Origin of the sequence: Roseateles hydrophilus (genome assembly GCF_026712245.1) — a bacterium.
GTDB classification, from domain to species: Bacteria; Pseudomonadota; Gammaproteobacteria; order Burkholderiales; family Burkholderiaceae_C; genus Pelomonas; species Pelomonas hydrophilus.
Map to the genome: position 1 here is coordinate 611,332 of NZ_JAPPUY010000001.1, position 12,955 is coordinate 624,286.

The 12,955-nt window shown below is 68.9% G+C and carries 9 protein-coding genes; all 9 read left to right on the forward strand.

From position 1 onward, the window contains the following. Positions 1-70 precede the first annotated feature (70 nt). The 9 genes from NYO99_RS02760 (at position 71) to NYO99_RS02800 (ending at position 12,928) form a co-directional block, all read left to right on the forward strand. Positions 71-3,130, forward strand: a complete 3,060-nt coding sequence (locus tag NYO99_RS02760) for a TonB-dependent receptor (RefSeq protein WP_268165571.1) — start codon at positions 71-73, stop codon at positions 3,128-3,130. Positions 3,131-3,301: 171 nt separating this feature from the next. Then, positions 3,302-4,870, forward strand: coding sequence for a tryptophan halogenase family protein (locus NYO99_RS02765; RefSeq protein ID WP_268165572.1), 1,569 nt, complete (start codon positions 3,302-3,304; stop codon positions 4,868-4,870). An 18-nt stretch (positions 4,871-4,888) separates the two neighbouring features. Beyond that, positions 4,889-5,584, forward strand: coding sequence for a SapC family protein (locus tag NYO99_RS02770; protein ID WP_268165573.1), 696 nt, complete (start codon positions 4,889-4,891; stop codon positions 5,582-5,584). 3 nt (positions 5,585-5,587) lie between these two features. Beyond that, positions 5,588-6,562, forward strand: a complete 975-nt coding sequence (locus tag NYO99_RS02775) for a cupin-like domain-containing protein (protein WP_268165574.1) — start codon at positions 5,588-5,590, stop codon at positions 6,560-6,562. Between the two features lie 7 nt (positions 6,563-6,569). Beyond that, positions 6,570-8,801 carry a DUF6445 family protein gene (locus NYO99_RS02780; RefSeq protein ID WP_268165575.1) on the forward strand — a complete coding sequence of 744 codons (2,232 nt, stop codon included), beginning with the start codon at positions 6,570-6,572 and terminating at the stop codon, positions 8,799-8,801. Positions 8,802-8,835: 34 nt separating this feature from the next. After that, positions 8,836-9,768: a hydroxymethylbilane synthase gene (hemC, locus tag NYO99_RS02785; RefSeq protein ID WP_268165576.1), complete on the forward strand. Its 933-nt coding sequence runs from the start codon at positions 8,836-8,838 to the stop codon at positions 9,766-9,768. After that, positions 9,765-10,508, forward strand: coding sequence for a uroporphyrinogen-III synthase (locus NYO99_RS02790; protein WP_268165577.1), 744 nt, complete (start codon positions 9,765-9,767; stop codon positions 10,506-10,508). The genes hemC and NYO99_RS02790 overlap by 4 nt, the downstream gene beginning before the upstream one ends. Before the next feature lie 16 nt (positions 10,509-10,524). Further along, positions 10,525-11,664 (forward strand): uroporphyrinogen-III C-methyltransferase, encoded by a 1,140-nt coding sequence (locus NYO99_RS02795; protein WP_268165578.1) that lies wholly within the window; start codon positions 10,525-10,527, stop codon positions 11,662-11,664. Positions 11,665-11,680: 16 nt separating this feature from the next. Continuing rightward, positions 11,681-12,928 (forward strand): heme biosynthesis HemY N-terminal domain-containing protein, encoded by a 1,248-nt coding sequence (locus tag NYO99_RS02800; protein ID WP_268165579.1) that lies wholly within the window; start codon positions 11,681-11,683, stop codon positions 12,926-12,928. The last annotated feature ends 27 nt before the right edge of the window (positions 12,929-12,955 follow it).

Consider the following 12,955-nt stretch of genomic DNA (forward strand, 5'->3'; position numbering starts at 1 on the left):
TTGTTGACATCAACAGGCCGTGAACCCGCCTTCCAGGGCGTGACCGCGGTCAACACAAGCAAGGAGACAAATGAAGCATCCCCAAACTTCCAAGAACCGGCGGTTGGCGGCGCGCACGCGCCTGCACCCGGTGGCCGTGGCGTCCACGCTGGCGCTGTTGGCTGGCGCTGGTGCCGCCCAAGCGCAGCAGGCGGCGCCGGCCGCTGGCGCCCAGTCGCTGGAGACCGTGGTCATCACCGGCATCCGCAAGTCGCTGGACAGCGCCGTGTCGCTCAAGCGCGAGGCGCGCGGTCTGGTGGACGGCATCGTTGCCGAGGACATCGGCAAGTTCCCGGATACCAACCTCGCCGAGTCGATGCAGCGCATCGCTGGCGTGTCCATCGACCGCAACGCCAGCGGCGAAGGCTCGAAGGTCACGGTGCGCGGGGTGGGGCCGCAGTTCAACATGGTGCTGCTGAACGGCCGGCAAATGCCGACGTCTGATGGCGCCGGGCGTGCCTTCGACTTCGCCAACCTGTCGTCCGACTCCATTTCAGCGCTCGAGGTGTACAAGACGGCCCGCGCCTCGTCGCCGACCGGCGGCATTGGCGCCACCATCAACGTCAAGACGGCCCGCCCGCTCGATGTGCGCGAGCGCATTGCCAGCATCGGCGTCAAGGCCAATTTCGACCAGTCAGTTTCGCGCCTGCCCAACGAGATTCAGGGCGACAAGGTGACGCCGGAGATCTCAGGCCTTTACAGCGACGTCTTCGGCAACCGCACGCTGGGCATTGCCATCAGCGGCAGTTACTCCAAGCGCAGCTCGGGCTCCAACAACGCGTTCACTGGCAACGGCTGGGAAACCCGTCGCGTCACGACCGGGACCAACGGCACCGCCTATGCGGGCGCGCCGGCCTCCAACCTGGTCAACTTCCCGACCAGCGGCTTCATCTCGCACACCAACGACGTGCGTTACCGCACGAGCGGCCTGGAGCGGGAGCGCATCAACGGCCAGGCCGTGTTGCAGTTCTCCCCGACGAAGGAGCTGAAGTTCACGGTGGACCACACCCTGGCCATCAACGCGACGACGAACCGCGCCATCGAGAACTCATCCTGGTTCGGTCCGTCGTTCTCCGGCCCGCTGAACGGCCGGCCGCCCACGACGTTTGTCCGCGCGGGCGATGTCTCCGACCCGGTCATCCAGACGGCCACCTGGGACGGCACGCACGACTACGCGATGTACGCGGCCCTGTTCGCGAACAAGACCAAGCTGAACTCCACCGGTTTCAACACGGCCTGGAAGGTCAGCGAGAACCTGAGCGTCGACCTGGATGTCCACTCGTCCAAGTCCAGGACCCGTCCTGACAGCCCCTACGGCTCCAACAACGTCATTGACCTGGCACTGTTCAACCAGGGCAACACGACGATGTACTACGACCAGAAGTTCCCTGTCATGGAGTCCAAGGGCCTGGCGTATGACTCGAACAAGACGACCGTCACCGGTTCGCAGTTCGAGAACAACATTTCCGACCAGGACGTCGACCAAGTCCAGTTGAGCGGCACCTACCAACTGAGCACGGACGACAAGCTGCACGTCGGCCTGGGGTTCACCAAGCTGAAGAACCGCGCGGCCGGCTCCAACAACTTCCACGGCGACTGGGGCGGTATCGGTCCTCAGGGTTCGTTCAAGAACCAGAACGTGGCGCAGTACAGCCTGCCCAGCTTCTTCAGCCGCATCCCCGGCAGCGGCGACCCGCGCCAGTTCCAGACGTTCTTCGTGCCCAACTTCGAGGCGCTGCGTGCGCAGGCGATCAAGAACGCACAGTCGTACCGTCCGACCTCGCTTGAGCCCGGCGCGCCGCTGTCTGCCGCCGAGGCCGAGGCGTACTTCTCGCCGTACCCTGACTTCACCAAGGGCAACGACTGGCGCACGACCGAGAAGTCCACCGCGGTCTACGGCCAGTGGGATCACTCCTTCGACACTGCCATTCCGATGAACCTGTCGGTCGGTATGCGGTACGAGGAAACCAAGATCACGTCGTCATCGCAAGTGACCAGCTTCTCCGGCGCGGTCTGGTACGCGGAGAACGAGGTGCGCCTGACCGGCGACACCCGCACCTTCGGTACCAAGACGGGCAAATACAGCTACTGGCTGCCGAGCATCGACTGGGATGCCGACCTGACGTCCAACCTCAAGGTGCGCGCCAGCTACGGTGAAAACATCGGTCGCCCGAACTTCGGTGACATGCTGGGCGGCATCGCGCTGAACAAGGACTCCGGGCGCTACAACGTCAATGGGGCCGGTTCGACGGGTGACCCGGCCCTGCGGCCGCTGAAGTCCAAGAACCTGGACCTGTCTGCCGAGTACTACTTCGCCAAGTCGTCGTACGTGGCGGCCGGCATCTTCCACAAGAAGGTGACCGACTTCTTCACGACGAAGGTGGTGCAGCAGACCTTCCCGGGCTTGAATCAGCCGGCCAGCGGCACGTACTTCAACGCTGCGCGCGCCGCCGGCATTCCTGCCGATGCGCCGAAGCTGCTGCGCAACTACATTTTCCAGAACTACAACGGACAGCCGGGAGTCACCGTCACCGACGCCACGGATCCGACCTTCCTGAAGGGCAACATTGACGGCACCGTCCCAGGCGCTCAGCCGCTGGTGTTCAACATCTCGACGCCGTCCAACGGCGGCGGCGACACGATCAAGGGCTTGGAGTTCAACTTCCAGCACATGTTCGGCAGCAGCGGTTTTGGCGTCTCCGGCAACTACACCTTGGTGCGCAGCGGCTTGAAGTACATCAACAACGCCGCGACCACCGATGTGCAGGCGCCGCTGGTGGGTGTCAGCGATTCCGCCAACCTGGTGGGCTTCTTCGAGAACGATGTGTGGTCGATCCGCGGCGCCTACAACTGGCGTGATGCCTTCCTCGCAGCGACGAATGACAACGGCAACAACCCGCGTTACGTCGATGCGTACGGTCAGGTGGACGTGTCCATCGGCTACAAGTTCGGCAAGAACCTCACGCTGCAGGCCGACATGCTGAACCTGAACGATGGCTACATCCGCAGCTACGGCCGCACCAAGACGCAGCACATCTCCGCCATCCAGACGGGCCGGCGTTACCTGATCGGTGCTCGCTACCGCTTCTGAGCGATGAGCACCGCCGTCCGGCGACCGCCCTTCGGGGCCGCGCTGGACGGGCCTGATTGGCCGAGGTAGGCGCCCAGCGCCCGCCTCGGCCTCGTTTGTTTTTCAGCGTTGCTGAGCCCATGCGGCGTGACTGGCAGCCGCGCGGCTCAGCTTTCCATGACGAGTTCCGAGGTGACGACAGCTGTTCGACGTATCGTGGTGCTGGGAGGCGGTTCAGCCGGTTGGCTGACCGCTGCGACCCTGGCCGCAGAGCTCGGCGGTGAAGGCCCCGATGCGCTGCAGATCACGCTCATCGAGTCTCCCGATGTGCCCACCATCGGGGTGGGCGAAGGCACCTGGCCGACGATGCGCGCCACGCTGCAGCGCATCGGCCTCAGCGAGGTCGATCTCGTTCGCGCCTGCGATGCGGCCTTCAAGCAGGGCTCGCGCTTTGACGGCTGGGTGCATGGCGGCGCGGGTGACCGCTACTACCACCCGTTCACGTTGCCGCACGGCTGGGGTGATGTCGACCTCACCGCAGCCTGGCTGCAGGGCCGTGGCGCGCAGCCGTTTGCCGACAGCGTGGGGGCGCAGCCGCAGGTGTGCGACGCCCACCTCGCGCCCAAGCAGACGACGACGCCGGAGTTCGCGGGCGTCATGAACTACGGCTATCACGTGGACGCCGTCAAGCTGGGCCAACTGCTGCAGCGACACGCGACGGCACGGCTCGGTGTGCGCCATGTCGTCGACCACGTCAGCGCCGTGCGCTCCCACGAGAACGGCGACATCGCTGCGCTGACGACCCGCGTCCACGGCGACATCGAGGGCGAGCTCTTCATCGACTGCTCGGGCCTGGCCAGCTTGCTGCTGGGCCAGCACTACGGGGTCGCGCTGCACTCGGTGCAGGGCGTGCTGTTCAACGACAGCGCGCTGGCCGTGCAGGTGCCCCATGTCGACGCACAGGCGCCGCTGGCCTCCGCCACGGTGTCCACCGCGCATGCCGAGGGCTGGACCTGGGACATCGCGCTGCCCACGCGCCGCGGCATCGGCCTGGTGTTCTCCAGCAGCCACACCGACGACGCCGCCGCCGAGCGCGCGCTGTGCGCTCACCTGCAGCGCAACGGGCTGTCGCTGGGCGAGGCGTCGCCGCGCCGGCTGCGCTTCAACCCCGGCTACCGTGAGCAGTTCTGGCACCGCAACTGCGTCGCTGTCGGCCTGGCGGCCGGGTTCATCGAGCCGCTGGAGGCGTCGGCACTGGCCTTGGTCGAGTTGTCCGCCGCGTTCATCCGTGACGAGATGCCTGCCAACCGCAGCGACATGGCGCTGGTGGCGCGCCGCTTCAACGAGACCTTTCGCTACCGCTGGTCACGCATCATCGACTTCCTGAAGCTGCACTACGTGCTGAACCGCCGCGACGCTGTCGACGGCGGCGATGGCGCCGGCTACTGGCGCGAGCACCGCATGCCGCTCACGCAGCCCGACTCCTTGCGTGAGCTGCTGCAACTGTGGCGGCACCGTGCCCCGTCGCGCCACGATGTCGACCGCGCGGAGGAGGTCTTCCCCGCGGCCAGCTACCAGTACATCCTCTACGGCATGCAGGCCGTGCCCGCCCTGCGGGCGCGGCCTGCCGACCGACTGGCCGCTGCGCAGGCCGGCCTGCGCGACGTGACGACAATCACCCGGCGCCTGTTGGGCGGGCTGCCCCGCCACCGCGATCTCCTCCAACACATCCGCGCGCACGGCATGCCGCCGTCCGCCTGAACCCACCGACGAGACCCCATGCTGCAAATCCTCAACAACATCCAGCACAAGGACCTGCGCGTCTTCACCCAGCGTGGCGCGCAATGGGGCGACGACATCATGTCGGCGCCCGCCACGGTGGACGAGTTCCGCAAGCTGCAGGCGCATTACCCCATCGTGTTCCAGCCGGACGGGCAGGGCGGTTTTGCGCCGGCCGTGCTGTTCGGGCTGCAGCACGGCGAGAACCTGTTCCTGAACGAGCAGGGCTGGGACGCCGACTACCTGCCGTTGTCCGTGCAGCGCCTGCCGTTCGCCATCGGCGTGGCCGACGATGAGCTGCGCATGATGGTGGACATGGACAGCAAGCGCATCGCCCACGGCGCCGAGGGCGAAGCCGTCTTCCTGCCGCAGGGCGGCACCAGCGACCTCACCGAGCACGCGAACTCGGTGCTGCGCACGCTGCACGAGGGCCTGCAGGCCACGGCCGACTTCGTGCAGACGCTGAGGCAGCATGACTTGCTCGAGCCCTTCGTGCTGGACGTCGAGCGCCCGGACGGCTCGCACGGCCAGCTGACGGGCTTCTATTTCATCCACGAGGAGCGCCTCGCCGCGCTGGACACCGCCACCGTGGCCATGCTGCACCAGGCGGACTACCTACAGCCCATCTACATGGTCATCGCGTCGCTGTCCAACTTCCCGGTGCTGATCAAGCGCCACCTTGCCCGCGAGGTCTAGCCCATGCTGGCCGAGGTCCTGCGGGGCGTGAGCACTGACGTGCTGCAGTCCACCCAGCCCGTGCTGCTGCGCGGACTGGTGCGGCACTGGCCGCTGGTGCAGGCGGCGCAGCAGTCGGATGCGGCGTTTTGCGGCTACCTGCGTGGCTTTGGCGCCGACACCCGCCTGAGCCTGTGGCGCGGCGCGCCGGAGATCGACGGGCGTTTCTTCTACAACGCCGACTTCAGCGGTTTCAACTTCAGGCACGAGACGCTGGCGTTTGGCGCGCTGCTGGACGAGCTGCTGGCCGACACAGCCGATACGCTCTATCTCGGCTCCACCGAGATCGACCGCTGCTTTCCCGGCCTGCGCGCGCCCAACGACCTGCCCGAGCTGGCCGGCTTTCGCCCGCATGTGAGCTTGTGGCTGGGCAACCGCATGCGCGTCGCCACGCATTTCGATCAGCCCGACAACATCGCCTGCGTCGTGGCTGGGCGGCGCCGCTTCACGCTGTTCCCGCCGGATCAGGTGGCCAACCTCTACATCGGCCCGCTGGACCTGACGCCCGCCGGGCAGCCCATCAGCCTCGTGGACCATGCGCACCCCGATCTCGACCGCTTCCCGCGCTACGCCGAGGCACTGCGGCAGGCGCAGAGCTTCGAGCTGCTGCCGGGCGATGCGCTCTTCATTCCCAGCCAGTGGTGGCATGGCGTCGAATCGCTGGACGGCGTCAACGGCCTGGTCAACTTCTGGTGGCGCCAGTCGCCGGAGTTCATGGACCCGGCGCTGAGCACGCTGCTGATGGCCCTGCTGTCGCTGCGCGACCTGCCGCCCGCCCAGCGCGAGGCCTGGCGCGCGCTGTTCAACCACTACGTCTTTGACGCCGACGAACAGACGGCCGCCCACATCCCGCCCGCCGCGCGGGGCTTGCTGGCGCCGCTGGACGAGTTCGGCGCCCGCCAGCTGCGCACGCTGCTGCGCAACCGACTGAACCGCTAGCTTTGCCATGAACCCAGCCACCCCTGCCCAACCCGTTCGTCGCGTCGTCATCGCCGGTGGCGGCACCGCCGGTTGGATGGTCGCTGCCGGCCTGTCCAAGTGCCTGGGCCGCCAGGTCGACATCCGGCTCGTCGAGTCCGAGGAAATCGGCACCGTGGGCGTGGGCGAGGCCACCATCCCCACGCTGCACATCCTTCATCAGATCCTGGACCTGGACGAGCGGGAGTTCATCCAGGCCACGCAGGCCACGTTCAAGCTGGGCATCAGCTTCGAGAACTGGCGCAACGTCGGCGAGGACTATTTCCACTCCTTCGGCAGGACGGGCCAGGGCCATTGGACCGCAGGCTTCCACCACTTCTGGCTGGAAGGCCGTCGGCGCGGCCTGGCCAGCAGCTACGGCGACTACTGCCTGGAACTGCGCGCGGCGATGGAGAACCGCTTCGCGCTGCTGCCCGACAACGGCATCAACTACGCCTACCACCTCGACGCCACGCTGTACGGCCAGTACCTGCGCCGCTTCTCCGAGGCGCTGGGCGTGCAGCGCATCGAGGGCAAGATCGCGCAGGTCCGCCAGCATGCCGACACCGGCTTCCTCACCGGCCTGCAGCTGGCCGACGGCCGGCTGATCGAAGGTGACTTCTTCATCGACTGCACCGGCATGCGCTCGCTGCTGCTGGGCGAGACGTTGGGCGTGCCCTACGAGAGCTGGTCGCACTGGTTGCCCTGCGACAGCGCGCTGGCCGTGCAGACCACGCGCGCCGGCGAGCCCGTGCCCTACACCCGCTCCATCGCCCATCCCTGGGGCTGGCAGTGGCGCATCCCGCTGCAGCACCGCGTCGGCAACGGCATCGTCTACAGCAGCAAGCATGTCAGCGACGACGAGGCCAAGGCCGCGCTGCTGGCCAATGTCGAGGGCGAGGTGCTGCGCGAGCCGCGCGTCATCCGCTTCACGCCGGGCCAGCGCGAGCGGGTCTGGGAGAAGAACTGCGTCGCCATCGGCCTGTCCAGCGGCTTCCTGGAGCCGCTGGAGTCGACCAGCATCCACCTGATCCAGAAGGGCCTGACGCGGCTCGTCGAGCTCTTCCCCACCGATGGCGTGCGCCAGAGCGACATCGACGAGTACAACCTGCAGACCCGCGACGCCATCGAGGTCGTGCGCGACTTCATCATCCTGCACTACCACGTGACGAACCGCGACGACTCCGCCTTCTGGCGCGGCTGCCGCGACATGGCCGTGCCGTCGCTGCTGGCGCATCGCATCCAGCACTTCCGCGACACCGCCCGCATCATGCTGCGCCAGGGCGAGCTGTTCGCCGAGAACTCCTGGGTGCAGGTCATGATGGGGCAGGGCATCCTGCCCGCCAGCCATCACCCCATCACGCGCAACATGGACGACCGCGCGCTGGGCGACTTTCTGTCCGGCATCCGCAAAGACGTGGCCCGCACGCTGATGAAGCTGCCCAAGCATCAGCAGTTCATCGACGGCTTCTGCCCCGCGCCCCAGGCTGCCGTGCCAGCCAGTGCGGCACGGCTGCACATCAACCCGGACGCCCGCGTCGAGGTGATGACGCTGGCCGACGGCGCACGCGTCTTCATCGTCGATGACTTCGCGCAGGACCCGGACGCGCTGGTCGCGCTGCTGCAGGCTGATCAGCAGCGCTTCCAGGCGGTGCCGGGCCATCCTTACCCCGGCCCGCAGCTGGCCCTGCCTGACGGCATGCTGGCCGAGCTGGACGCCTTCTTCCGCCAGCGTCTGGGTGGCGCGCTGCAACTCGGCGCGCCGCTGGGCGCGATGGCGCGCTTCTCGCGCGTCGTGCAAGACCCCGCCACGCTCGACGCCCGCCAGCGCCTGTGCCACCGCGACGACTCCGGCCTGGCCGCCGACGAAACGGTGGCCGCTGCCGTGCACTACCTGTTCAAGGACGAGCAGCTGGGCGGCACAGTGTTCTTCCGCCCGCTGATGTCCGAGACCGACACCGCCCGCCTGCGGCATGACGCCGATGTGCTGGATGCCAGCGCGTTTGGCGACAAATACGGCATCGCGCCCGGCTACATGACGGACAGCAACCGCCACTTCGAGGTCATCGGCCGCGTGCCGGCCCGGTGGAACCGCGCGATCTTTTATGACGGCGCGATCTTCCATTCCGGTGACATCCGCTGGGCCGCTGCGAAAGCGGGCTACCTGGCCGACCCCGGCCGCCTGACCATCAACGCGTTCTTCAAGAGCCGCAAGCGCTGAGGTCGCGTGTCACGGCCTCGATAATCGACGGCCTATGACCGCTTCCACCTCCATCACCATCGCCACGCGCGAGAGCCGCCTGGCGCTGTGGCAGGCCGAACATGTGCAGGCCCGCCTGGGCCGCGAACTCGGCATCACCGCCACGCTGCTGGGCATGACCACCCGTGGCGACCAGATCCTCGACCGCACGCTGTCCAAGGTCGGCGGCAAGGGCCTGTTCGTGAAGGAGCTGGAAACCGCGCTGGCCGAGGGCCGCGCGCAGCTGGCCGTGCACTCGCTGAAGGACGTGCCCATGGAGCTGCCGGAGGGCTTCACGCTCGCGGCAGTGCTGGAGCGGGAAGACCCGCGGGACGCCTTCGTGTCCAACGACTACGCCTCGCTGGCCGACCTGCCCGAGGGCGCTGTCGTCGGCAGCTCCAGCCTGCGCCGCGTGACGCAACTGCTTAGCCTGCGGCCCGACCTGCGCGTGGAGCCGCTGCGCGGCAATCTCGACACCCGGCTGCGCAAGCTCGACGAGGGCGGCTACCACGCCATCGTGCTGGCCGCCGCCGGCCTGAAGCGCCTGGACCTGGCTCACCGCGTGCGTGCGGTGTTCGAGGTCGAGCAGATGCTGCCCTGCGCCGGTCAGGGTGCGCTGGGCCTGGAGATCCGCACCGACGACGGCGCACTGGCCGAGGCGTTGGCCCGGCTGGCGCACATGCCCACGCAGCTGGCCTGCGAGGCCGAGCGGGCTGTGTCCCGCGCGCTGGGCGGCAGCTGCAGCCTGCCGCTGGCGGCCCATGCGCGCTGGCAAGGCGCCACGCTGTGCCTGGACGCGGCGCTGGGCCATGCCGAACTGCACACCTCACCGCTGCTGCGGGCGCCGGCGGCCGCTGACGTGACCGATGTGGCCAGCGCCCGCGCGCTGGGCCAGCAGGCTGCCGCGCAGCTGCGCGAGCAGGGCGCCGGCGCTTACCTGCCTGGATGACCACCCTCATCGTCACCCGGCCCCGCCCGCAGTGCGAGGCCTGGCTGGCGCGGCTGGCAGCGCTGGGCGTGCAGGCGAGGGCGTTGCCGCTGATCGAGATCCTGCCGGCCCGCGATGTGGCGCCCGTGCAGGCCGCCTGGGCCGCGCTGGCCACCGCGGATGTGGCCGTGTTCGTCAGCCCCAATGCGGTCGAGCAGTTCTTCGCGCGGGCCGGCGGCGCTGCGTGGCCGGCGCACACGCTGGCCGCCTGCGTGGGCCCGGGCAGCGCGCAGGCGCTCGCCGCGCACGGCGTGCCGGCGGCCCTCATCGTTCAGCCTGCGGCCGATGCGGCCAGTCTGGACTCCGAACACCTGTGGCAACAACTGGCCCCGCGGCGCGACTGGGCCGGCGCGCGCGCGCTGCTGCTGCGCGGCGACGGCGGCCGCGAATGGCTGGCCGAGCGGCTGTCCGAGGCCGGCGCGCGGGTGGGGGCCGTGACCGTCTATCACCGCAGCGGCCCGCATTTCGACGCTGCCGAGCGGGCGCTGCTGGCGGACGTGCTGGGTCGGCCCGCTGCCCATGCCTGGCTGTTCAGCAGCGCCGAGGCCGTGGGTCATCTGCAGGGCCTGCCGCTGGCCGGCCAACGTGCCATTGCCACCCACCCGCGCATCGCCGAGGCCGCCCGCGCCGCCGGGTTCCATCCTGTCGTTTTGGCGCGACCCGACCCCGAAGCGGTGACGCAGGCCCTGAAGGCCCTCTGACAGAATCCGTCGCACTGTGACCGAGCCGATTTCCGCTGTTGTTCCCGCGGCCGAGCCCCTGGCTCCGCCGCCGCCATCCACTCCCTCGCTGCCTGCCTGGCTGCCCTGGCTGCTTGCGCTGCTGGGCGCGGCCGTGCTGGTGTGTGTGGCGCTGGCCTGGCAAAGCCTGTCGCGCCAGCAGTCGCTGGAGCAGGAGCTGGTGCGCCGCCAGGAGGCCAGCCAGGCCCAGGCCACCGAGGCGCGGCTGGCCGCCAAGCAGTCCGCCGACCTCGTGCGCGACACGGCCGCCAAGGTCTCGCTGCTGGAGGCCCGCCTGGCCGAGGTCGCGCTGCAACGCGGCCAGCTGGAGGAGTTGATCCAGTCCATGTCCCGCTCGCGTGACGAGAACGTCGTCGGCGACATCGAGGCCGCCATCAGGGTGGCGCTGCAGCAGACGCAGATCACCGGCAGCGCCGAGCCGCTGGTGGCCACGCTGAAGCAGGCCGACGAGCGCTTGCTGCGCTATAAGCAGCCGCGCCTGGAGGGCGTGCGCCGCGCCGTCGCGCGCGACCTGGATCGCGTGAAGGCCGTCGCCACCGTCGACGTGTCCACGCTGACCATCAAGCTCGACGAAGTCGTGCGCATGGCCGACGAGCTGCCGCTGCTGACGGGCGGCGATGTGGTCAGCAGCCCGCGTGATGAGCGCCGCGCCGATGCGGCCGCCAAGGCGCGCGAGCAGGCGCTGCGGCTGCAGCGGGAGCAGGCCGCGGCAGCGGCCGAAGGTCAGCTGTCGCTGTGGTGGTGGCAGGCGACCCAGCAGCTGTCCAGCTGGACGAACATCGCCTGGGGCGAGGCCAAGACCCTGCTGCGCGTGACCCGCATCGACCACCCCGAGGCGGCGCTGATCGCGCCCGACCAAAGTTTCTTCCTGCGCGAGAACCTCAAACTGCGTTTGCTCAACGCCCGCCTGGCGCTGCTGAGCCGGCAGTTCGACACCACGCAGGCCGACCTGCGCGACAGCCAGGAGATGCTGAACCGCTACTTCGACACGCGCTCGCGCAAGGTCGCCAGCGTGGCCGAACTGCTGCGCCAGGTGGCCGGCCAGGCGCGTCAGGTCAGCGTGCCGCGCCCGGACGACACGCTCGCCGCGCTGACGGCTGCGGCGGCCGGCCGCTGACGCAGGAAGGCATCCGATGCGTCTCGTCATCTGGCTGGTTCTGCTGTTCGTCGTCGCGGTGGTTGCGGCGCTCACGCTGGGGTCCAACGACGGCCTGGCCAGCTTCTATTGGGGCGGCTGGCGGCTCGACATCTCGCTCAACCTCTTCCTGTTGCTGCTGGTGGCCGGCTGCTTCGCCATCGTGACGGCCATCCAAGCCTTCGAGGCCCTGACGACGCTGCCCAAGCGCGCCCGTGAATGGCGTCTGGCGCAGCGTGAGCGCAGCGCTCAGCTCGCCTTGCGCGAGGCGCTGGTGGAGTACTTCGGCGCGCGCTTCAGCCGCTCGCAGAAGGCCGCCCAGAAGGCGCTGAACATCCAGTCCGCCACGCCCGAGCTGTCGGCCGACCAGGCCTTCATGTCGTTGGCTCACCTGCTGGCGGCGGCGAGCGCGCACCGGCTTCAGGACCGCCGCCATCGCGATGAGCAACTCGGCCAGGCGCTGGAAGCCGCCCGCCTCGCTGGCGGCGCGCGTGGCCAGGAAGACGGCGCCCGGCTGCTGGCGGCCGAGTGGGCCTTGGACGACCGCGACGCGACACGCGCATTGCGTCTGCTGGGTGAACTGCCGCCGGGCGTCGCCCGCCGCACCCAGGCACTGCGCCTGCGGCTGCAAGCGTCCCGCCTGGCCAACCAGTCGCTGGACGCCTTGCGCACCGCACGCCTGCTCGCCAAGCACCAGGCCTTCTCCAAGGTGGCTGCCCAAGGCTTGCTGCGTACCTTGGCCTTCGAGGCGTTGGACGCAGCCCGTGATGTGGACCAGCTCCGCACCGCCTGGCAACAACTGGACCCCGCCGATCGCCGCGATCCGCTGGTGGCCGCGCGTGCGGCGCATTGCGCCGCACAGCTGGGTGCTCCGGACGATGGCCGGGGCTGGCTGCGCCCGTTCTTTGATGACGTGGCCGAATTGTCTGCAGACGATCGGCACGCGCTGACGCTGGCCCTGGTGCCGGTGCTGGCGGGGTGTGGGCCGGACTGGTTGCAGCGCCTGGAGGCAGCGCAGTCGCGCTTCCCGCGTGAGCGCGCGCTGGCCTATGCGCTGGGCCACGCGTTGGCCGAGCGCCAACTGTGGGGCAAGGCGCGGCTGATGCTGGATGCCGTCGCGGAGGATGTGTCGATGCCCAGCGCTGCCCGCAGGCGCAGCTGGCTGGCGCTTGCCGCGCTGGCGGAGCAGGAGGGAGATGACGCTCGCCGCGCACGCTGCTTCGAGGCGGCTGCCCGCCTTCCTTGAGCACTGTCGAAGCGATCGACATTAAAA